The sequence below is a fragment of the Propionigenium maris DSM 9537 genome, from assembly GCF_027925155.1.
Lineage (GTDB): Bacteria > Fusobacteriota > Fusobacteriia > Fusobacteriales > Fusobacteriaceae > Propionigenium > Propionigenium maris.
The window spans coordinates 196,717-219,271 of sequence record NZ_BSDY01000003.1; the positions used below are offsets into that span (position 1 = coordinate 196,717).

Sequence of the window (22,555 nt, forward strand, 5' to 3'; positions counted from 1 at the left end):
ACTTTTGGGGTGTAAAACAGGACAATGATTTATGAATAAGTTTGCAAAAAATATAAAGTTTTTAAGAATCTTGATATTTATAGCAACAACTATGGAGGCTAGATCGGAAGATAACTATGTATTGTTTACAGTGAAAAAATACAACCATGGCTTTTTCAGGGTCATAGAGGAGGAGAAAAGATATATCGGCCTGGAAGATTTTGTCGAGGTTATCGAGGGAAGGATAACGGATACAGGGAGCGACCTCCTGGTGGAGCTCTCCCCTGTTACCTCCATGAGGATAGATCCAGAGAGAAAAACCCTCACCTTTAAAGAGGAGATGATAAAGGTTAAGGATGAGGACCTCATGGCAGTAGATGAGGAGCTCTATATATCTATAGAGCTTTTAAGAAGACTGGGTGAAGTGCACTACAATAAAAACGATCTCCTCCTGGAGTTTAAACCTGACTTTAAGCTAAGATATGAGTTTGAAGGGGATGTAAGGGATGAGAGAGTTATCTTTGACAGCCTGAAAAAAGCTGAGGAGAGGAAGGAGGAGAGGAGTGTAAGGAGGGTGGAAAATAGATTGTTTAGCCTGGGAAAGGTAAAGGGGACATACTCCAACACAGACCTTGAAACTGGGGAACACAGGTTTGACCTGGATTATACCAGCAGGATCTTAGGAGGGCAGTTTGCCACCTCTATAGACACAGTCGACGGAAAGGTCTCCTACTGGAACCATACCTATGACCAGATACTGGAGGATAAGGATATTGTAGTAGGGGAAACAAACTCCAACCTTGCCTACTTCCCCAACTCAAGCTTTAAGGGAATAGCTATAAAATCCGACAGCTACACCAAAGAGTTTGGTAGATCCACCATAGACGGCTTTGCTGCCACAGGAAGTGTGGTGGAGCTCTATAAAAACGGTAGCCTCTATGACTACCAGACCGTTAAAAATGGCCGTTACTCCTTTGAGGATGTGAGGGTCAACTCCACAACGGAGTTTACAGTGAGGATCTATGATGAAAGCTCCAACTACACCGAGGAGGAGATAGACCTCAAGTCATCCAGAAACCTCCAGGAAAAGGGTGGCTACGACTACAACCTCTTTTTAGGAGAGACTGAAGAGGAGGAGGAGCTCAGAGCTGGTGAGGTCTTTTATGGTATCACTGAAGATACAACCCTTGGAGGAGGGTATCTCTCCCTTGAGGATGAGTATGCTGAAGATTTTGGTCAGGGAAGCATAATACACAAATCAGACTACCTTCCCCTTACCTACCGATTTTCCTCCCAAAGCAACGGCAGGGAAGCGGATATTATGGGAAACATCTATCTGGAGGTACTAAACTACGATATAGACTATGAGTTTATAGAGGCTGAATCAGATATCTATGACTTCGAGAGTAAGAGGAGTCTCTCTGCAGGAAGCAAGCATGAGAATTTTTACTACGATCTGACCTATACAGAGGAGGATGAGAAGAGGGAGTATGAGGTGGACCTCTCCTACTACTACACCAATATCTCCTTTGAAACAGGTTATATTCATAGGATTGAGGAGGATGAAGGGAGGTCTCACATCTATAGGGGAAGGATCTCTGCCCCCCTTAAAGGTGGTGCCAGAGGAATTGCAGAGATGGACATCATCGATGAGGATGAGGGAACAGAGATTGAGTATGAGGTGAGATTACAAAACTATACCCAAAAAAGTCCCCTGGAGTATGCCATTTTTGTAAGAAAGGACACCGAGGAGGTCAGGGGAGGATTGGAGTTGAGCTACGACCTAGTAGAGGGGTTAACTGGTATTTTCAACTACTCCGATTCCCACGGAAGATTTGGTGTGAGAGCAGAAAAAACAATTATTCTAGACAGGATGGCTGTGGTGAGCGATGCCCTAGATGACAGCTGGATATATGGAAGGATCTACTACGATGAAAACCTCAATGGAATCTATGATAGTGGAGAAAAGTTGGCAGAGGGGACCATCCTCTTCAGGGATGAGGAGTTCGACGTAAGAGAGGGAGAGTACTTTATAGGTGAGGTAAGCAGCGAACATATAAATGAAATTAACATCTCCAGATTCAGAGTTCTCCCTGAGTGGAAGGCTGAATCCGACTACATCTATGTAGAGGGAAGGGCCGGAACAGGTCAGAGGATAGACATCCCCCTCACCAGAAGGGGAGATATTGCCGGGACCCTGGAAGGGGGACAATCCACCATAAGGGTATACCAGGGAGCTCTCCTTATAAGGGAGCAGGAGAGCGAAGCAGACGGATTCTTTATCCTGGAAAATCTCCCCTATGGGAACTATATCATCAAGGGAGGAGGCCTAGAGGCTGAGTATGGAGTAGAGGAGATGGAGAGGGGAGAATTTCTTAGATTGAGGGAGGAGAAGAGTGAAGAGAGTAATACTTCTGATGCTTATGGTATTTAGTGTGAAGGGGTTCTCAAGGGAGGAGATAAGAGAAAGGGGAAGCTTAAAGGCAGTGGCGGGAAGGGGAGTAATCGCAGAGACAAGATTTCACCTAGATAAACTAGGAGCCCTTGATTCTAAGGGGGATATCAAGCTCATCACCTCCAGGGGAAGGAGAGATCTTTTGAAGGAAAATACAAGGATAGAGGGGGATGGAAGGAGCTACATAATAAAAACCTTTATCTCCAAGGGGGAGATCGAAGCCCTTTTAAAGGAAGAGGTGGACATTGAAAGTTTCAATAGGGGCTTTGTTTTTGAGGTGAGCTACCCCTTTATAACAGATGGAGTTCCCCAAAGGTTAAAGGGCTACTTTCTCTATAAACCAGAGGATCCCGTAGAGCTCAGGTGGGAGAATAAAAATCTGGATATCCTGACCAACCTGGCTCCCGAAGAAAGCTTTGCCATGGATGATATCAAGATATTGACCATTGAAAATATCGGAAGATACAGCCATCTGAAAAAGATGGTGAATATCTCCATAAAGGGAAGGCAGAGGGAGGGCAGGGAGCTGAAATTTAATGTGGAGAGGACCTATGGGGAAAGGAGGATCAATCCCAAGGGAGAGGGTGGAGAATCCTTTGGAGAGGTGGATCTATCCTATGAACTTGTACAGGAGGGAAGGGAGTTAGCCCTATACTTCAGTCACTCTGGAAAGGCTCCTAAAAAGCCTGGAAGGTATGAACATATTGAAGTCATAGAAGTGACCTTCAGGTAGGAATACTTTCAGAAAGCGGAAAGAGCTTCAGAGATAAGATTTAATAAAAAATATATTGTTAAAAAGGAATTAGAAAGGAGAGTTGATTATGCTAGAAAGAGCTGGATTGATATTTTTCCTTATCTACAGTATCTCATTTTCAATAAAGCTGTCTCCCCCTGTGGTTGAGGGAAGGTTTGAGGGAAGGGAGATATTCAAGGAGGTAACTATTATAAATGATTCTGCTGTGGTAAAGAGGTATGAGGTAAATGTGGTTAAACCTGAAAATATTATGGAGGAGGCATACTACCTGGGTAAGACTATGAAGGTCTTCCCCAAGTTTCTCTCCATCCAGCCTGGTGAATCTAAGAAGGTGAGGATCCTCATCGAGGATTCAGAGAGATATTCAGAGGGGGAGTATAGAGCTTATATCTCCTTTGAAGAACTGGAAAAGCCCGGACAGAAGGGAATACAGTTCCTCATGAATATGAGAACCTCTGTATATGCCCTCAAGGGAAGGGTTACCGAGGAGTATAGGATGCAGGGGGGAGAGATTATAAACACCGGAAACAGCTCCCTCAGGCTTATTGTGGAAAATGGTGAGGAAAAATCTGAACTCTTTGTTCCTAGGGGAGGAAGTGCTTCAGCTGAAATCATCTCTAAGGATTCCAAGGTCTTTAGTAGGAGAAGCGAGAGGTACCTAAATTTTAATTAAGGGGAGGAGCTATGAAAAAAATAATCTGTGGCCTTCTTATTCTTTGTTCCCTCATCTACGCAGGGGGAGATAATACAGCTGAACTAAGGCTGGTATATGAGGTTCAGGAGAGCGTTGGAGTAAGGTTTGTAAGGGAGGGAAAGGCCGGTACGGGACAGGGCAATGAGCTAAACGAGATCGTCCTTCTAAGTGGTGAGGTAAAGAAGGCAGATCTTGAGATAGAGTTTAGTGGTGATAGGGACAGCATAAAGATAGATTATACAGGGAGTGGAAATTTCAATGTAGATTCAGGTGAGAATGGTTTTAATGGGAGCCTTCCCCTCTTTTTGGTGGGAGATGCCCAGAAGGTAATTACAGCAACAATGGAAGGGGAGGAGGTAGAGGAGGTCAGAAATAAGGATGATTTCTATCAGCAAAAACTGAGCTTTCAAGTGGATGAGGAATCCACAGAGGGAGCTACCTCAGGAGTATATGCCAGTATCATAGAGGCAACTGTAACTATTCAGTAAAGGTTATAACAGCTGTTAAGGCTGAGTAACATAAAATCTATTGGTGGAATAATAGATAATAAACTTAAGGAGGGTATTAATTATGAGGAAGATCTTGGTGGGATTGATGACACTGGCTGCGGTGTGTTCCTATGGAGCAGAAGCTGAACTTGAGGTATATCATCAGGTCCCAGAAGTCTTGGAGGTAAAGTTTGCAGAGAGTGGTCAAGATGAGGTAATTCTTAGTAAGAATATCAAGACGGGGGAAAATAATTTTGATCTGGTAGTTAAATCCAACAGCCACGATGTGATAAACAAAGCCCACATCGAATATGAGGTAGATGGTCAGAACTTAGATGGGGTTGGAAGTGATACCTTTAATATGGTTCACGAGGAGGTGGCTGAGGAATCTATAGAGGTGGTATTTGACAGGGTAGGATTGGTTAGTGGTGAGGAACCAAATATCTACAGGCAGAGGCTGAATATTACCCTCCCTGAGGAAAATACCCAGGAGAAGATTCACGGAATGTATTCAACTATACTTAAGACAACAGTTACTATAAATTAAACCTTAGCAAGCCATGGGAGCCCTTTATCAGAGGGCTCCTTTTTATATAGTTGCAAGATTATCCAAAGCCTAGAGGAGTTCCTCCAGTATCCCTGCTGAATCCTGTACAAGCTCCCTGCAGTCTCTCTTATGGACACTTTTAAGCTCCTTACAGTTCATGGAAATATTTTTTTCCTTAAAAAGGTTCTCATACTCCTTTACCCTTTTAAAAACCTCCTTAGCTTTGCCCTTGTCACTTCCACCATACTTCAATCCCAGGGCAATAAATGCAGCGCTTACAGCTCCACATGTCTCCCCGGAATACATCCCCACCCCAAGGCCTGAGGCCAGCTTCATTGCAGTTTCATCATCGATCTCCAGCTGTTGGGAAAATGTTTTTAATATTGCCTGGGCACAGTTACACCCATTCTTATAGTTATTTAGCGCTCTATCCTTCATCTACTTCCTCCTGATTTTATTTTTAATTTTTTTATGAGAATACACCTCATAATCCGTGCATATGCACGAATTAAATTTACATGTATTTATTGTTTTTGTCAATAAAAAAAGGGGATACATAACTTTTAAAAATTTATTTTTTGTTGACAAAGGTGTAGGATAGGAGTATAGTTTAAGTGTGCATATGCACATTAATTGACAGAGTATAGTTTTAGGAAAGGATCATTAAGCCCACTGGCTTAAAATAAATTTATTAATTAAAGGAGGATGGGTCACATGAGTTGCCAGGGTAGCAATAATTTTTATGATCAGGAAGTTAAGATCAGGGAAACAATGGGTAAGGTAAAGCATAAGATAGTTGTTATGAGCGGAAAGGGGGGAGTAGGTAAATCTACACTCTCTACAAATATAGCTTATGGTCTGGCGCTGGCTGGAAAAAAGGTGGGACTACTGGATGCAGATCTTCACGGTCCAAATATCCCTCTTATGCTGGGAGTAGAGGGAATGAAGCTGACCTCTCTGGACGAACCTTTAAAGCTGAGCGATAATTTAAAGGTGGTTTCACTGAGTTTTTATTTAGAAAAACCCGACGATCCAATTATCTGGAGGGGACCGGCAAAGATAGGTGCCATAAGACAGCTTCTTGGGGATGTAAACTGGGGAGAGATCGATTACCTTGTAGTGGACCTTCCTCCGGGAACGGGAGATGAACCCCTTACAGTTGCCCAGACCCTTGGAGATACAGATGGAAGTGTCATAGTGACAACTCCTCAGGAAGTTTCCATCCTGGATTCCAGAAAATCTGTAAAATTCTCCCAGATGGTAGGTATGCCAATCCTGGGAATAGTTGAAAATATGAGTGGTTTTGTGTGCCCTCACTGCGATGAGAGGATAGACATATTCAAGAGCGGGGGAGGCGAAAGGGCAGCAGAGGAGATGGAGGTAGATCTTCTAGGTAAGATTCCTATGACTCCTGAGATGGTTCAGGCAGGGGATGAGGGTAAACCTTATATATTCTCCAGAAGAGAGGGAGTGGCATACAGCGCTTTAAACTCAGTGGTAGAAAAGATTATAGATAAAGTAGAGGGAGGTAGTGAGGATATGAAAAATTCAGATGGTATCAGGATAGCTTTTCCAACAAATAACGGTGAGACAGTTGAAACCCACTTTGGACACTGCAAGAGGTTTGCAATCTACACTGTAAAGGGACAGGAGATAGTGAATAGGGAGATCGTTGATGCTCCTCCACACCAGCCAGGACTTCTTCCTAGATTCTTAGGGGAACTCAAGGCAAACACCATAATTACCGGAGGAATGGGACAGAGAGCTATAGACTTCTTCAAGGCTCAGGATATAGAGGTAATCCTTGGGGCTACAGGAGGTATCGAAGGGAACCTAAAGGAGTATATGGGTGGAGCACTCTACTCCAAGGGATCTGCCTGCTCCCACGACCACGGAGATCACGCCTGCAGTCACTAAGATAGAAACCGGGTATCCGGTTTTTATCTGTAAAATAAAGTTGGATTATCAAATAATATAAGAAGCTAAAAAGAAGGAGGGAAGGCCCGGAAATTGAGCACCTTCTTCCATAGTAAGCTAATTTAAGGGAGGGTTTTTATGAAGATAGCAGTTGCCTCTAAGGGTGAGGGATTAAAAGCAAAAATAGATGACAGGTTTGGAAGAGCAGATTATTTTGTAATAGTGGATTTAAAAGATATGAGTGAAAGAACAATTGAAAACACAGCCAAAAACGAGTCCACCGGTGCAGGTGGGAGGGCTGTGAGAGCCCTTGCAAATGAAGGGGTGGAGGTTATCGTTGCCCCAGAGCTTGGTCCAAAAGCCATTACAGCGGTAAAAGCCTTTGAGATGAAGGTATATAAGAGAGTCGGTTTTGAAGTTGTGGAGGATGCTGTAAAGGGATATCAGGAGGGAAGGTTAGAGGAGATGAAGATTGCAACAGTAGAGGAGCATTCAGGGCTCAGAAGAGCATAGGAGGAAGGATGAAGATAGCTGTTTTAAGCGGAAAGGGCGGTACTGGAAAAACAACTGTAACTGCCAATTTGGCTGTTAATCTTCCTGGCTGTATTGCTGTAGACACAGATGTGGAGGAGCCAAATCTACATATCTTTTTAAGTCCCGAGATCAACATCCAGGAGGGGGTAGAGACAGAGTACCCTGTGGTGGATGCTGAAAAGTGTATTCTCTGCGGAAGGTGTGGGGACTTTTGCAGGTACAACGCAATAATCCCTGCCAAGAATCAGGTACTTGTCTTCAAGGAGAGCTGTCACGACTGTGGAGGATGTAAGGTTGTCTGTCCGTCAGGAGCAATTGAATATAAAAAAAGGGAGATAGGCAGGATCTCCACTGGCAGCTCAGGTTCAGGAATACCTGTGAAATACGGGGAGCTGAATGTGGGTGAGATGTCCGGGGTGAAAATAATCGGGCAGATGAAGAACTCTGTAGAAGATGAGGAACTAGTGATTATAGATTCTCCCCCTGGGACATCCTGTGCAACAGTTGCTGCAGTTGAGAATGTGGACTACGCTCTTGTAGTATCGGAACCTACCCCCTTTGGTGTCAGCGATATGAAGATGGTTGTGGAGATGCTGAGAAACCTGGAAATTCCCTTTGGAGTAGTTGTAAATAAAGCAGGACTTGGAGACAAGGAGATATATGAATACTGTGAGGTAGAAGGAATCCAGATACTGGAGGAGATACCCTACAACCGAAAAATTGCTGAGCTCTATGCCCGGGGAGTTCTCTTCAGTGAAAAAATCCAGGGCTATAACAAAAGGTTCCTTGACCTGTATAGGAAGATCACAGAGTTTGAAGGGAGGAAGGACAGTGATAGATGAGATCGTTGTAATCTCCGGAAAGGGAGGAACAGGTAAAACAACCCTTACAGCTTCCCTCATACCATATTTTGAAGAAAGTGTAGTAGGGGACTGTGATGTAGATGCTCCCGATTTAAATATACTTTTTGATACTCAGTTGAGATCCCAGAGAAATTTTGTAGGTTTACAGAAAGCCTTTCTGGATAAAGGCAGTTGTATTAATTGTGGAAAGTGTTATGAGCTTTGTAAGTTTAATGCCATTTCAGCTAATATAGAGATAAGGTTAGGAAGGTGCGAAGGTTGCGGCTTGTGTGAATATATATGCCCGGCATCAGCTATTACCATGGGAGATGCCACTATAGGTAAGCTCTATGTTTCGGAAACATCCTTTGGGGAGATGGTACACGCCAGACTCATACCGGGAGAGGAAGCTTCAGGAAAACTAGTAGCTGAAGTAAGAAGGACAGCCAAGAGAATAGCTGAAAGGGAGGGGAAGAAAAATATATTGATCGATGGTTCCCCGGGAGTCGCCTGCAATGTAATAAGTTCCATAACAGGGTCAAAAAAAGTAGTTATAGTAACTGAACCCACCTTTTCGGGAATTCATGACCTAAAGAGGGTATATGAGCTGACAAAAAAGTTCAGATTAAAAGCCTATGTGGTCATCAATAAGTATGATATCTCGGTGGAACACACTGAAGAGATAGAGAGGTATTGCAGGGAGGAGGGAATTGATATGGCTCTGAAGATCCCATTCAAAAAGGAGATAGTGGAGTCCATAACAAGAAAAAAGATTCCATCCCTGGATCGGAGAGATCTTTTTAATGAAATTGGATTCTTTGGGTTTGTAGAGAAGCTTAAGAGGGAGTAAGGATTATGATAGATGAAAATCTTCTTTTAGAGATGAATGTTCAGAAAATTTTTAAAAAGTATCCCTTTATCCTTGAGATCTTTGGTAATTATGGTTTGAAGTGCAGGGGGTGTCCTTTTGCTGAAAAGGTAAGTTTAAAGGAGGCTTTGAAAAGTTCTGGTTTGCCTTCAGAGGAAATCACCCAGGAGATAGTGAGGTACTTAGAGGACAGGTCAGAGAGATAAGCTTAGTGAGATGTGAAGTTTATCTTTCACAGGTTAGGAGGAGAAATTATGAAGGGAACAATTTTACTGGGGGACAGCATAACCCAGTGGAATCCACTGAAACACGATGAAATACTAAATCTAGGTATTGCAGGGAACACCACTGAGGATATCCTCCTGCGAATCAAAAAGGTAGAGGGATCCAGGTGCCAGAGAGTAATTTTTAGTGCGGGAATAAATGATATTTTAAATAAGTTCTCCCTGGAAAAAAGCTGTGAGCTCTACAGTAAAATTGTTGAGGTGCTCCAGAGAAACTTTCAGGAGGTCTCTCTTCTCTCTGTGCTTCCCATAGAGGACCGGAGGAGAATAAATATGAAGGTGAGAAGGCTAAATGAACACATCCAGGAGATAGCTGCAGGGAGCAAGGTGAATTACCTGGACATACATCCCCTTTTCTGTGACGAGGAGCTCAATCTAAAGAAGGAGTACTCCACAGATGGTATCCACCTTTCATCCAGAGGATATGATATACTTAATAGAGAGATATCCAAGCTGCTTTAAGCAACTGAAGGTAAGGAATTTAATGGCTAAACAAGTGTGCAGGAAAGGGAGGAATCGCCATGGAGGTAGTGACTTTAATTGAAAATTTAGTCTACAAGGGAGGCTTGAAGGGTGAACACGGTCTGTCATTTTTAATTAAAACCAGGGAACATAAGATACTCTTTGATGCAGGTCAGAGTAGAGCGCTTTTAGATAATGCAAGGGCTCTGGGAGAAGATTTGAAGGATGTGGATTTCATTATATTAAGCCACAGCCACTACGACCATACCGGGGGACTGGAGAAGGTTTTGGAGATCAACAAAAATGCAAGGATTATTATGAAGAGGAGTATACTAGAGGAAAAGTACTCCAATTCCAGTGGAAGTATGAAGGAAATTGGTTTTAAGCTGAGAGGGAGATACAGGGAGTACCCCAATGAATTTATCCTCCTGGATGGGGACTATAACTTAAGGGATGGGATCAGAGTTGTAGGTGATATAGGGAAGTATTCAGATTTTGAAGGGACCCAGGAGGGGCTCTTTGTCAAGGAAGAAGATAAGTATGTAAGGGACAGATTCTCCGATGAACTCTTTTTAATTGTTGAAAAGGATGATAAATTAAATATAATCACAGGGTGCTCCCACAGGGGAATCATAAATATTCTCAGGTCTGCCATGGATAAAACCGGCATAGAAAGGATAAACCTCCTCCTGGGAGGGATGCATCTGAGCGGGATGAAGATCCAGGATAAAGATCTTAGGGAGGAAAACGATGATAGGCTGTTAAGAACCATCCAGGAGATGAAGAAGATAGATATAGAAAGGATCTATACCAACCACTGTACAGGGATAGATGGCTTTATGAGGTTGAAAACTGCAATGGAAGAGAAGGTTTATTATAGCTACACAGGAAGCAGGATAAGGGTGTAGCAGAGAAAACTCAAAAACGATCCTCTTATTTAGAATTTAAAGGCCTCTCAAAAGAGGCCTTTTGTATTTATAAGTTTAGGGTTCTTAAAATCAAAACTATAAAACCTCAAGTAAACAAGTAATTAAAGATATGATGAACGAGGGGAAGTTTGACTATTAAAGCGACTCCCCCCTCTATATAAAGGAAGTTAAGGAAAAGCAAATTCATGTTAGTTTTAGATACCCTACTATCAAATCTCAAAGGGTCAAAATGTCTAAAACCATATTAATTCTATTAACTGTATACGCTAAAGGCAACAACACCTATTCCCAGAGAGTAGAGTAGACTAGGAACTAAGACCTTTCTAATAACAATCCCCTCCTTGCCAGAGAGACCAACAACTGTACATGCAGATACCACTACATTTACACATACAATATGTCCTACACCTGCTCCAAGAGTTTGTTCAGCTAGTATCAAAGTAGGGTTCAAACTAATAATATTCGCTACATCATTTTGAATTGCTGCAAATGTTAAATTTGATACAGTACCGCTTCCAGAGATAAAAGTCCCCAACATTCCAATAAATGGAGCTATAAAGATCCAGGATTCAGAAAATGATGAACTCATAGTTGTAGCGATAAATTGTGGCATGGACACGTATCCTGACCCATTCATCCAAGAGTTTGAAAATATTTGAACTAAAGCTAAAGTCGGAAATAGTATTAAGGTAGTATTCTTAACCTGACCAAAGGAAGTAGAGCAGGAACTTTTAAATGAATCAAAGTTTGAATTTTGAATAAAGATAGTTAAAAAGGCTACTAAGATTAATACAGTACCTGGTGAATGTAGTAGAGGCCATTTACCAGAGATACTTTCAAAACCAAGTATGTGCTTCCACGACAGGTCTATTGAAGTCAGGGTAAACTTTTTTATGCTGGGGAAGATCCTTGTACAAAGTAGAGTTACTACAACCAGAATATATGGTACCCAGGCCCTGAAGAGTGACATCTCTGCACCTTGTGGCTCCTCCTTCTTCCCACTCTCATCCTCTGCATCCAGCCACACATGCTTGGGGATTAAGAAGTTAAATTTACAGGTAATAGTCGCTATCAAGAGTCCAGTTATTGGAGCCAAGATTGAAACAAACTCAGGACCAACTAAGGTGGCATATAGGTATGCTGACAGAGTATAGACTAAACCAATCATAAGAGACCATGGAGCTACCTCTATTATAGACTTAATCTTATCCTTTTTGCCAAAGGAGAGAACCAAAACAGCAACAAGAAGCAGGGGCATAAAAGTTCCAACAAACAGATCCAGCTTAGTCACCAGTATGGCAACATTACCCAGCTCCTCTGAACTCAGCTCAGAAAGGTTACTAAGCCCAACAAAGATAGGAGTCCCCACCGCTCCAAAGGGAACCGGAGTACTATTGGCAATTAACACCAATATGGCAGCTGTTAATGGCTGAAAGTTTAGAGCTACCATTAAAGCACCAACAACTGCAACAGGGGCGCCAAAACCTGAAACTCCTTCTAATAAACCTCCAAAAAGAAAGGCCAGGATTACAGCGAGTATCCTCATATCCTTAGATAATGCTTTAAACCCCTTGTTTAACCTGGTTATTGCTCCTGTATTTTTAAGCATATTTAAAAGAACCATAGCTCCCAATAAAATAAGCAGTATAGTCAGTGCCTTATGAATTCCCTGAAGGGAAGATGCCATTAAAACCATTAGATCCATATCCCAAATAAAAAATGCCCCAACAAATAAGATTAAGAAACTTAGTATCATTCCCTTCTTAGCAGGCATCTTTAAAACAACGAGAAAGAGCAGGGGAAAGACAACTGCAATTAAGGATGTAAATAGTAACATATTTTCCTCCTTTTTATAATAAATTGCTATAAAAAAATACCCCCATCTTAAAATGGCGACGGGAGTATTAAAATTTCAAAGTGAAAGCTCCTAAAAGGTTCCTATAAGTATGATTTTATTTATTGGCAGACTTTACCAGGGTTAAGAATATTTTTAGGGTCAAATACCTGCTTGATTCCCTTCATGATGTTAATATTGTTATCGCAAAGCTGATCAAATAGATACTCCTTCTTAGCATAACCAATACCATGCTCTCCAGATACCATTCCGCCGTACTCATCAGCTCTTTTATACATCTTGTCAAAGATCTCTTTAAGCTTTTTATCCCAAGTCTCTTGGTCTAATCCGTCTCTACAGATATAGATGTGAAGGTTTCCGTCTCCAGCGTGACCAAAACTTGGTATTCTTATGCTGTACTCTTCCTGAAGTTCCTTAGTGTACTTGATGAAGTCAGCGATCCTGTGCCTAGGAACAACAACGTCACACTCATCCATCTCATCTGTAGAAGCATGGATAGCCTCAAGGAAGGCTCCCCTTGCAGACCAAACGCTTTCCATTCTTTCCTCTGTATCTACAATATATGCATCAAGGGCTCCTAAGTCTATACATAGGTCAGCTACTATTGCATAGTCGTGTTCTACCTGCTCCCTTGTATTTCCGTCAAAAGTCAGAAGAAGATAGGCTTCACTTGAGGAATCTGGGAATGTCTTACCTAAAAATTCTTCAGATGAAAGGATAACCTCTCTCTGCATAAATTCGATAGCTGTAGGAATAACTCTTGATTTTATAATTTGAGGTACAGCTTCTATAGCACCATCGATATCCTCAAATGGGATCAAAAGACTTATAGAAAATTTAGGAAGAGGCAGTAGTTTTAATGTTGCTTTTGTTATTATTCCAAGGGTTCCTTCGGACCCAATAATAAGATCCTTTAAGCTGTAGCCTGAAGAGTTTTTAACAACCTTTCCACCAAACTCTGCAATATCTCCATTTGGTAAAACAACCTCTAGAGCTCTCACATAGTCTCTGGTAACTCCATACTTAACAGCTCTCATTCCACCGGCATTGGTACTTATATTACCACCGATTGTAGCACTCTTCTCACCTGGATCTGGAGGATAGAAGAAGTTCTTCTCCTCTACATACTTACCTATCTCCATTAGCATAACACCAGGTTCCACAGTAAGAGTAAGGTTCTCCTCATCTAGCTCTATTATTTTATTCATGGATGTAGTATCCAACATAATTCCATTATGAAGTGGAACCGATGCCCCAACAAGACCTGTTCCAGATCCTCTGGCTACAACTGCGATGGTATGCTCATAAGCGTATTTAACTATCTGTGAGATCTCTTCAGTAGTTGTAACTTTAACTAAGATATCAGGATAGTTTGAAATTCCTCCAAGTTCATCGTGAGAGTAATCTTCACTAATTTCTTCCTTCCAATAAACATTTAAAGGTTCTGCTACTATGGATTTTATATAATCAAGATCACCTTGAGTACATGCTTTATACATTTAATTCTCCCCCTTTAATTTTTTCAATAAGCTCAGGTATTACCTTGTAAAGGTCTCCCACTACACCTATGTGTGCGCAGTTGAATATAGGAGCATTTTCATCTTTATTTATAGCTATGATAGTTTCAGAATTTTCCATACCAGCAGTAAACTGAACTGCTCCGTGGATACCAATAGCAAAGATTAGTTTAGGCTTTACAGTTCTTCCACTAAGTCCAACCTGCTTCTTAGCATTAAACCATCCATTCTCAATGAGAGGTCTCGTTACTGCAACCTGACCACCAACCAGGTCAGCTAATTCATTTACAGCTTTAAGGTCCTCTTCCTTTTGAACTCCCCTACCTATAGCCACTATAACTTCAGCATCTGAGATAGATTCCTCCTTCTCCTTCTTAATTACATTTAAGACGTTAATCTTAGAATTCAGCAGCTCTGAATCTATGTTTTGAGTGATTATCTCCCCAAACTTTTCTCCTCTTTCTGGAGCATCAAACACCTTATATCTTGCAGTGCAAAATTGTGGCCTGTGGTTTTCAGTTACAATCTGAGCCATGATGTTTCCACCAAATGCCGGACGTATCTGGACTAGGTCGGTATTTTCCTTCATCTTAAGAATAGTACAGTCTGCTGTAAGTCCAGTTTTAAATCTGGCGGCAACTCTTGGAGCAAGGGATCTTCCCAGAGTAGTAGCGCCTACTAAGATAGATGATGGTTTTACCTTATTGATATAGTCTTCAAAGACAGCAGTATGGTTTTCTACCTTGAAATCCTTTAGCTTTTCATCTTCATAGAGGTGTATCTGATCCACACCATAGTGTTGAAGCTCTTCAGCTAATTCTTTGATATCATCTCCCATAATTAAAGCCTGAACTGGATGGTTTGTAACCTCAGCCAGTTCCCTGGCTTTTCCTATTAATTCAAATGAAACAGGGTGTATCTCTCCTCCAAAGTGATCTACATAAACTGTAATTCCATTCCAGAGACCTTTATCAACCTGAGGCTTGTTCTCCTCTTCCTTTAACTCAATTACTCCCTGGCCATTTTTTACGCATAGCCGACACATCTTACATCCTGAGTTAATATAAAGATCTCCGCTATGATCCTCTATAGCATTAAAGGGACATAGATCTATTAATTCCATTAATATCTTATGAGTTACTTTATCTTGATTAACAACTAATTCAGCCATTCTAGCCTCCTATATAAATTTCAACTGATTTAACTTTTCATAAAGTTTTTCTGCACAATCCTCACCGCTGATCATCTCTCTGTCGCTGTTTTCCTCTGGATTAAAGATTCTTTCTACCTGGGTAGGGGATCCCTTTAATCCATATTTTGTTTCATCCTGATCCTCAAAATCCTTGAGTGAGATAATCTTTATTTCTCTTTTCTGAGTTTCTAACTTTCTCTTGTATGACGGCAGCCTAGGAGTGTATATTCCCTTTTCAACTGTTATGAGACAAGGAAATGGGATCTCCTGAATCTCTATTGTGTCTCCCATATCAGCCTCTACTGTGATATTCTTTTCCCCAACTTCTAAGATCTTGCTGACATTTGCTATATGAGGGATCCCAAGATACTCTGCCATCTCTGGCCCTACCTGAGCTGTATCCCCGTCGGTAGTCTGCTTTCCGCAGACTATTAGATCGATTTCTCCCAGAGCATTTATTCCCTGAGCCAGAGTATAAGCTGTTGCCAAGACATCTGCTCCGGCAAACTTTCTATCGGATAAGAGTATTCCCTCATCTGCTCCCATCATGAAAGACTCCTTTATTACCTCTTTTGCCTGTGGCGGTCCCATGGAAACCACTCCAATATTAGCTTCACCCTTAAGTTTTTTAATTTGTAAGCAAGTCTCAAGAGCATATAGATCATAGGGGTTCACCTTAGTATCTACACCATCCCTTAAAAGTACACCAGTTTCAGGGTCTACTTGCACGGCTGAACTACCTGGAACCTGTTTAACACACACTGCTATCTTCATACCAACCTCCTTAACCGGATACTTCCGGATATATTATTTCAACTTTTTAATTGGCTAGTCCAATTATAGTCTCATAAATAATGTCAGATTGGACCAGCCAATTCTGACTTTAAAATAGAAGAGAAGTCATAAAACATAACTTCTCATAAGTTTCTTAATCTTTTATATACCGTTTTAAAACAAAATGCAACAATAAATAACTTTTTCACGTGTAAAAGTTATTATAATTATTTTATGCTGGCCTCCACATCCATAAGGTGGTCTGAGATAGCCTGTTTAGCTCTGGATTTGTCCTTAGCTTTTATTGCATCTAGGATTTCCTGGTGTTTAACTTCAATTGTAGATTTTCCATATTTATTTACAACCTTCTTTCTGGAGGTCTTTATAGAGTCCTCCAACAGGTTGGAAATGGAATTAAAGATAGCTACAACAAATGGATTTTTAGATGACTTTGCAATGAGATAGTGAAATTTTTTATCTAATTTAGCCAATTCCTCCTCATCCTGGCTCTCCTGAAGTCTTCTGTGAACTCCCTCCAACTCCATGATCTCCTCATGGGTAATCTTTTCAATGCAAACCTCGATAGCCTGTACCTCTATCATCCTTCTGAACTCCAATATCTCCATTTCAAAGGTGTCGCTCATGAGGTATATGGAGGAAAGGGGATTGTTAAAGATCTTTTCAAGGTTTTGGTGGATATAGTTTCCCCCTCCCTGGGTGCACTTTATAAGCCCTATAATCTCCATAATCTTTATTGCCTCACTTACAGTTGCCCGGCTTACTTCTAAGTTTTGAGCTAGTATCCTCTCTGGAGGTAACTTATCTCCTATCCCAAGCTCCTTTCTTTTTAGCATCTCCTTTATGTGGTCTATTACAATATTATACTTTCTGTCTTTACTTTTCATCCATTCAATCTCCCAGCTGTTAAAAATTTTGAACTGCTTAAATTAAAGTGAAATTCCCTTAAATTATAATCCAATAAAAAGATAATAACAAGAATTAAATCCCCTGCTTTATCTTAACATCTTTTTGAGGTTGATGAGAAAGCTCCTTAGGATTTCTCCAAATAAATACTCCCTGACTGTACAGTCAGGGAGTTGGCAGATTCAAAGGTTTAAATCTTTGAAGTTACTATGGAGTTTCAAACTTTTATTCCTCATTTAATTCCTTAAAGTAGTGGATCCTATTATAAACTTCCTTAAGACTGATATTGTTCCTCTCAGCCAGTCTTTGGCACTGATCATACTCTGCCTTAAAGTTTACACACTTCCCCCTATAGTAGCCCTCCTTAACACTTACTTCTCCAATATCTGTTTTAAGAGTGGTAAAGTGTCTCTCTAAAATCTCCCTTTCCACCCTGTACTTTCTCACTCCCAGAGTTGTAGTTTCATGGAAGATAAAACTTTCAACTCTCTCCAGAAGGTTTGAAGGGAGTAGGATAGACAGTTTGATAGCCGGCCTACCCTTTTTCATAATGATGTTGGTTAAAAATGCATCCAAGACCCCCATATCAAAAAGCTTTGGGAGGATATAGGAGTATATCTCCTGGGACATATCATCTATATTGGTCTCTAACATCCAAAGAGATGTTTTTTTTTACCCAGAACAACCCTTAATACATTTGGATAGTCCTTAAATGTCTTGGTTCCCAGACCATAACCTATCCTTTCAGGAACCATATCAGGCATCTCTCCAAACTCCTCTGAAAGTGCCTTTGCAATCCCTGCTCCAGTAGGGGTTGTTAGTTCTTTTTGTACCCCCTTAGAGTAGATAGGGATTCCCTTTAGTATATCCAGGGTAGCTGGAGCTGGTACTGGAAACACTCCGTGAGCACACCTTACAAAACCACTACCTACATTTATTGGGGAACAGAGAATACTGGTAACATTTAGCTCCTCGATACATATAGCTGCTCCCACAGCGTCGATTATTGAGTCAATAGCTCCCACCTCATGAAAGTGAACCTCGTCAATTGATTTCCCATGGATCCTTCCCTCGGAGAGTGCAATATATTCAAATATCCTGATACTATTCTCCTTGACCTTATCTGAAAGGGCGCTGTCTGCAATTATCTTTTTTATATCCCTATAGGTTCTGTGGTGGTGTTCGCTCCCGTCAGCGTTTAGACTATTTCCATCTCTCAGGATGACATCAAACTTACTTCCGGTAATTCCATTCTTTATATCCTTTTTTACAGATATATCATAGCCGTCGATACCTAACTTTCCAATCTCCTCTACCAACCTTTTCTCAGATACTCCTAAGTCTAAAAGAGCTCCTATAGTCATATCCCCGCTAATACCTGAAAAACAGTCAAAATATAAGATCTTCTCATCCATGTCTATAATACCTCTCTTTTTTCTATAAATTTATTCATCCTTCTGATCATACTTGAAGCTAAAAATGCTGCTCCAAAACCATTGTCTATATTAACAACCCCAATACCGCTGGCACAACTGTTCAACATAGCCAGAAGAGGGGTCATTCCATTGAGGTTGGCTCCATATCCAACACTGGTGGGTACAGCAATTACAGGAACTTCAACCAAACCACCAACCACACTAGGCAGAGCTCCCTCCATTCCGGCTATTGCGATTATTATATCTGCAGAGTCAAGTTCATCCTTTACAGCAAAAAGTCTATGGATACCAGCTACTCCAACGTCATATATCTTTTTACAGTTGCAGCCTAGAGCTTTTAATGTTTCAGAGGCCTCCTCAGCTACTGGAATATCAGATGTTCCTCCGCTCACTATTAGAATCTTTCCATACTTCATAGGGTTAAATTCAGGTTTTAGTATTGCAGTCCTTCCCAGAGGATTGTAGTCTATCTCAACTTCCAGTTGCAGTAACTTGTCATATGAGGTTTGATCCAATCTGGTGAGCAGGATATTATTATTTCCCTTGTGTAGCAGTCTTCTGCTAATTTCTAATATTTGCTCTGAGGTTTTACCCTCACAATATATGACTTCAGGGACACCCTGCCTTAAAGCTCTGTGATGATCGATAACAGCATGCTCATACCTTTCAAAGGGAAGATCCTTTAATTCCCTAATGGCATCATCCCGGTTAATATCATTGTTCTTATATCTTTCCAATAGATCTACTAATATCTTTTCAGTCATCTTATCTCCCTATAAATTCATACTTCCCTGCTTATATCCAGCTAGATCAAGGGCAGTATACTTAAATCCAATCTCCCTAAACCTCTCAGCAATCATTGAAAATACTTCTCTGTCCAATACCTTTTCCAGCTCTTTATCTTCCACCTCGATTCTGGCAACCTCTCCGTGGTGCCTGACTCTGTATTGATTGATTCCTATCTCTTTCAGGCAGGCCTCTCCCCTCTCCACCATATCCAGCTTTTCTCTGGTAATTTTTATACCATAGGGTATCCTTGACGCTAAGCAGGCAAAGGCTGGCTTGTCCCAGGTGGGGAGATCAAGTTCCCTTGAAACTTCCCTGATATCCTCCTTTGTAAATCCGGCATCCTTCAGAGGGCTTATGATGTTTAACTCCTTTAATGCCCTCATACCAGGCCGGTAATCTGAAAGGTCATCTATGTTTGACCCGTCAAATATAGCCTCTACTCCAAGTTCCCTGGCTTTCCCCTGAATCAGGGTAAAGAGATGTTTTTTACAGTGGTAGCATCTATCTTTTTGATTCTCAGTAAAACCAGAGATCTCGCTTCCCCTTATATCTATTTCCACATGGGGAATGCCAATACCTTTTGCCAGTTCTCTGCCCTCCTGGATCTCTGCCTTTGAATGCATATCCCCAACTATGGTAATAGCCACAGCATTCTTCTTCAATAGATCATAGGATATCTTTGACAGGAGAGTACTATCCACTCCACCAGAAAATGCAACAGCTACCCTATTATACTTGTTTATCTGTTCCCTTATCTTCAGCAATTTTTCCTTCAAACTATCACCTCCTGAGCTCCCTATAAAATTACTTTTAATAAACTCTAGTATGAATTATAGCCTTATCTTTATATTTTTCGAAATAAAATTTACTATTTTCAAAATTTTGTGTTCTGATTATGTTATTTTATGCTTTATCTACAAACATGGGCTTTTATTAAAAATAAAAAAATTTAAAATAAAATTATAGTTTAATCTCCAGGGTCATCAGAGGAGGAAAATATTTTTTAAAGATTTGTTTAATACCTATGTTTTCCCAGAAAAAACAAGGAGTATTAAACTTCAATCAATAAAAGTAATCATCAAAATTTTTAGGGTGAAAACACTAAAGCCCTCTCTCATTCCTGATGTTTTAACGAAAAAAATGTATCGTTTTCGAAAAGTTGTGGTATAATTATGATTAAATTAAAAATAACTGTTAAATTTAATGGTTTTTAAAGGGGAAAAAATAAGACTTAAAAGTAGTAGAAATTCTAAAGAAAGTGCAAAAAAATAATCTGAGATCCACTGGAAATACTGGGGTGGATTTAATCTCAGGTGATTTTTTTGAGGATAAGAAAGCATCTCTAAAAAAAGTTATGAACAGGCAGAAGTGGAAGAGTTCTACTTTTTAAATAAAAAAGTGAAGGTGGAGCTAAAATAAATTTAAATTTACTAAAATAATGAATTTTTTAAAAGTATTCATCTGGAGCTTGGTCTCGAAGGACCTTATTAAACCTATTAATTTATTCGGAAATATGAAGAATTAAGAGAAGAGTAACATTGCGGCCTTTTTTAACGACTTTAGATTTAGGCAAAATGCCAATGGGAAGGTGATTATATGACAGCGAAAACCATAATCAAGATGCCATATCATAAGACACATATGGATATTGAAGTAGAGACAGAAAAATTAAACGGTATTCTAGCTCCTAGAACAGATGAGTATGATCCTAAGATGACCCAAGAAAAAATTGTGCTAAATTCACTGGCTAGTCCAATAGGGACGAAAAAGTTATGTGACCTGGCAAGGGGGAAAAAAAAGGTAGTCTTTATAACAAGTGATCACACAAGACCCCTTCCAAGCAGGGTAACAGTACCCATTATCTTAGAGGAAATTAGAAGATATAATCCAGAGGCAGACATAACCATCCTTATCTCAACAGGTTTTCATAGACCAACTACCAGGGAAGAGTTGATCTATAAGATGGGGGAAGAGGTTGTAAATAATGAAAAAATAGTAAACCACATATCAACTAATGATGATGATCAGGTTTACGTAGGAAAATTACCTTCTGGAGGTGATCTATACTTAAATAAATTGGCTATGGAAGCTGACCTTCTTATTGCAGAGGGCTTTATTGAATCCCACTTCTTTGCAGGATTTTCCGGGGGAAGAAAGAGCATTCTTCCTGGGATAGCATCTGCAAAAACTATCATGTATAACCACAACTCAAAATTCATAAACAGCAAGAATGCCAGAACAGGTAAGTTAGAGAATAATCCCATACACCAAGATATGATCTATGCAGCTAGAGCATCAAAGTGTGCTTTTATCCTAAACACTGTCATAAATAGTGAGAAGGAGATTATTGGCTGCTTTACAGGAGATATAATCGATGCCCATCTTGAAGGATGTAAGTTTGTAGAGGAGCTTGTTTCTGTAGAAAAGAAGCCGGCAGATATTACAGTGACTTCAAATGGGGGATATCCTCTAGATCAAAATATATACCAAACTGTTAAGGGACTTACTGCAGCAGAGGCATCAGCAAAGGAGGGAGGAGTGCTTATTACTATATCCTCCTGTTCAGATGGACATGGAGGAGAGGGGTTTTACAGATATGTATCTGAAGCAAGGGATGCCAATGAGATATTAGAAAAGGTGATGCAGATACCCATGGAGGATACTCTGCCGGACCAGTGGGAGTTTCATATCCTTGCAAGGATACTATCTAAGTTTCATGTAATAATAGTGACAGATCTCTGTGATCCCAAGATGATAGAGGATATGCACATGCAGCATGCAAGTACATTTGAGGAAGCACTGGAAAAGGCAAGGAAGATTACAGGGGACGACTATACTATGACAGTGATACCTGACGGGGTTTCTGTAGTAGTTAAGTAACCTAAAATATAATCTCTAGGAGTGGCCTCTGAAGTCCTGAGATTAACTTAACTTTAGATAGCTAGCTAGAAGATTTTCAGGTATATTTTAATCAATATTAATGACAGTTATACAACAGATAGGGAGGGAATAGTTTAATGGCTATTGAGAAGATATTAAGAGATATTAAGAAGCTGGAGAATGATTTAGTCGGTTTAAACACTCGCGTAGAGGAACTTTACGGCAGTCCCCTCCCTGAATTATTGGATGTGGCAGATGACATTAAAGGGATGATGGAGAGGATTAATGGAAAACTTCACAAAGGCTTTTCAGATATAAAAAACGACAGAAAAACATTTGATGAATTGATAAGGAAGATATTGTCTACGCCAGAACTTGTGTCTTTAGAGGAGATAAAACTATACCATAGTTTAAAGAGAAGGTTTTAAAGGTTGT

The 22,555-nt window shown here is 40.5% G+C and carries 22 protein-coding genes and 1 pseudogene; 14 read left to right on the forward strand and 9 right to left on the reverse strand.

What is annotated here, in order from left to right:
* The first annotated feature begins 31 nt into the window (after nt 1-31).
* The 5 genes from QMG11_RS04285 (at nt 32) to QMG11_RS04305 (ending at nt 4,917) form a co-directional block, all read left to right on the forward strand.
* Nucleotides 32-2,413, forward strand: coding sequence for a fimbria/pilus outer membrane usher protein (locus tag QMG11_RS04285; RefSeq protein WP_281833726.1), 2,382 nt, complete (start codon nt 32-34; stop codon nt 2,411-2,413).
* Entirely contained in the window at nt 2,376-3,167 is a 792-nt protein-coding gene (locus tag QMG11_RS04290) for a hypothetical protein (RefSeq protein ID WP_281833727.1), read from the forward strand. The genes QMG11_RS04285 and QMG11_RS04290 overlap by 38 nt, the downstream gene beginning before the upstream one ends.
* 88 nt (nt 3,168-3,255) lie before the next feature.
* A complete protein-coding gene (locus tag QMG11_RS04295) occupies nt 3,256-3,861 on the forward strand; it encodes a hypothetical protein (protein ID WP_281833728.1) in 606 nt (201 codons plus the stop codon).
* Between the two features lie 11 nt (nt 3,862-3,872).
* A complete protein-coding gene (locus QMG11_RS04300) occupies nt 3,873-4,370 on the forward strand; it encodes a hypothetical protein (protein ID WP_281833730.1) in 498 nt (165 codons plus the stop codon).
* A gap of 82 nt (nt 4,371-4,452) precedes the next feature.
* Nucleotides 4,453-4,917, forward strand: coding sequence for a hypothetical protein (locus QMG11_RS04305; RefSeq protein WP_281833732.1), 465 nt, complete (start codon nt 4,453-4,455; stop codon nt 4,915-4,917).
* A 69-nt stretch (nt 4,918-4,986) separates the two neighbouring features.
* Here the strand turns inward: QMG11_RS04305 and QMG11_RS04310 are convergent, their stop codons facing one another.
* On the reverse strand, nt 4,987-5,355 hold the full coding sequence (locus QMG11_RS04310) for a C-GCAxxG-C-C family protein (protein ID WP_281833733.1): 369 nt from the start codon (nt 5,353-5,355) through the stop codon (nt 4,987-4,989).
* Between the two features lie 276 nt (nt 5,356-5,631).
* Between QMG11_RS04310 and QMG11_RS04315 the strand changes: the two genes are divergently transcribed.
* The 7 genes from QMG11_RS04315 to QMG11_RS04345 all read left to right on the forward strand — a co-directional run bounded on the left by QMG11_RS04315 (nt 5,632) and on the right by QMG11_RS04345 (nt 10,732).
* On the forward strand, nt 5,632-6,834 hold the full coding sequence (locus QMG11_RS04315) for an iron-sulfur cluster carrier protein MrpORP (protein ID WP_281833735.1): 1,203 nt from the start codon (nt 5,632-5,634) through the stop codon (nt 6,832-6,834).
* A gap of 138 nt (nt 6,835-6,972) precedes the next feature.
* The gene (locus QMG11_RS04320) at nt 6,973-7,347 is read left to right on the forward strand and encodes a NifB/NifX family molybdenum-iron cluster-binding protein (RefSeq protein WP_281833737.1); all 375 of its coding nucleotides are present in this window, start codon (nt 6,973-6,975) and stop codon (nt 7,345-7,347) included.
* A gap of 8 nt (nt 7,348-7,355) precedes the next feature.
* A complete protein-coding gene (locus QMG11_RS04325) occupies nt 7,356-8,210 on the forward strand; it encodes an ATP-binding protein (RefSeq protein ID WP_281833739.1) in 855 nt (284 codons plus the stop codon).
* Nucleotides 8,200-9,060 (forward strand): ATP-binding protein, encoded by an 861-nt coding sequence (locus tag QMG11_RS04330; RefSeq protein WP_281833741.1) that lies wholly within the window; start codon nt 8,200-8,202, stop codon nt 9,058-9,060. Before QMG11_RS04325 ends, QMG11_RS04330 begins: the two co-directional genes overlap by 11 nt.
* Nucleotides 9,061-9,065: 5 nt before the next feature.
* Entirely contained in the window at nt 9,066-9,284 is a 219-nt protein-coding gene (locus QMG11_RS04335; protein ID WP_281833742.1) for a DUF1858 domain-containing protein, read from the forward strand.
* Between the two features lie 48 nt (nt 9,285-9,332).
* Nucleotides 9,333-9,824: a GDSL-type esterase/lipase family protein gene (locus tag QMG11_RS04340; RefSeq protein WP_281833743.1), complete on the forward strand. Its 492-nt coding sequence runs from the start codon at nt 9,333-9,335 to the stop codon at nt 9,822-9,824.
* 59 nt (nt 9,825-9,883) lie between these two features.
* Complete coding sequence (locus tag QMG11_RS04345; protein WP_281833745.1) at nt 9,884-10,732, forward strand: MBL fold metallo-hydrolase; 849 nt, start codon at nt 9,884-9,886, stop codon at nt 10,730-10,732.
* 274 nt (nt 10,733-11,006) lie between these two features.
* On the opposite strand, the gene QMG11_RS04350 is transcribed toward QMG11_RS04345, so the two are convergent.
* From QMG11_RS04350 to larE, 8 genes and pseudogenes are all read right to left on the reverse strand, one after another.
* Nucleotides 11,007-12,590, reverse strand: a complete 1,584-nt coding sequence (locus QMG11_RS04350) for an L-lactate permease (protein ID WP_281833747.1) — start codon at nt 12,588-12,590, stop codon at nt 11,007-11,009.
* Between the two features lie 119 nt (nt 12,591-12,709).
* The gene (locus QMG11_RS04355) at nt 12,710-14,107 is read right to left on the reverse strand and encodes an FAD-binding oxidoreductase (RefSeq protein WP_281833751.1); all 1,398 of its coding nucleotides are present in this window, start codon (nt 14,105-14,107) and stop codon (nt 12,710-12,712) included.
* Nucleotides 14,100-15,296, reverse strand: a complete 1,197-nt coding sequence (locus tag QMG11_RS04360) for an electron transfer flavoprotein subunit alpha/FixB family protein (RefSeq protein ID WP_281833753.1) — start codon at nt 15,294-15,296, stop codon at nt 14,100-14,102. The genes QMG11_RS04355 and QMG11_RS04360 overlap by 8 nt, the downstream gene beginning before the upstream one ends.
* A gap of 9 nt (nt 15,297-15,305) precedes the next feature.
* Entirely contained in the window at nt 15,306-16,091 is a 786-nt protein-coding gene (locus tag QMG11_RS04365) for an electron transfer flavoprotein subunit beta/FixA family protein (protein WP_281833755.1), read from the reverse strand.
* A 227-nt stretch (nt 16,092-16,318) separates the two neighbouring features.
* The gene (locus QMG11_RS04370) at nt 16,319-16,996 is read right to left on the reverse strand and encodes a FadR/GntR family transcriptional regulator (RefSeq protein ID WP_281833757.1); all 678 of its coding nucleotides are present in this window, start codon (nt 16,994-16,996) and stop codon (nt 16,319-16,321) included.
* Nucleotides 16,997-17,240: 244 nt separating this feature from the next.
* A pseudogene (gene larC, locus QMG11_RS19995) lies at nt 17,241-18,430 on the reverse strand (nickel pincer cofactor biosynthesis protein LarC).
* A 2-nt stretch (nt 18,431-18,432) separates the two neighbouring features.
* Nucleotides 18,433-19,215 (reverse strand): nickel pincer cofactor biosynthesis protein LarB, encoded by a 783-nt coding sequence (gene larB, locus QMG11_RS04385; protein WP_281833763.1) that lies wholly within the window; start codon nt 19,213-19,215, stop codon nt 18,433-18,435.
* A gap of 9 nt (nt 19,216-19,224) precedes the next feature.
* Nucleotides 19,225-20,016: an ATP-dependent sacrificial sulfur transferase LarE gene (gene larE, locus QMG11_RS04390; protein ID WP_281833764.1), complete on the reverse strand. Its 792-nt coding sequence runs from the start codon at nt 20,014-20,016 to the stop codon at nt 19,225-19,227.
* Nucleotides 20,017-20,836: 820 nt separating this feature from the next.
* On the opposite strand from larE, the gene larA reads away from it, so the two are divergent.
* Entirely contained in the window at nt 20,837-22,120 is a 1,284-nt protein-coding gene (gene larA / locus QMG11_RS04395) for a nickel-dependent lactate racemase (protein WP_281833766.1), read from the forward strand.
* Between the two features lie 137 nt (nt 22,121-22,257).
* A complete protein-coding gene (locus tag QMG11_RS04400) occupies nt 22,258-22,548 on the forward strand; it encodes a hypothetical protein (protein ID WP_281833768.1) in 291 nt (96 codons plus the stop codon).
* Nucleotides 22,549-22,555 lie beyond the last annotated feature (7 nt).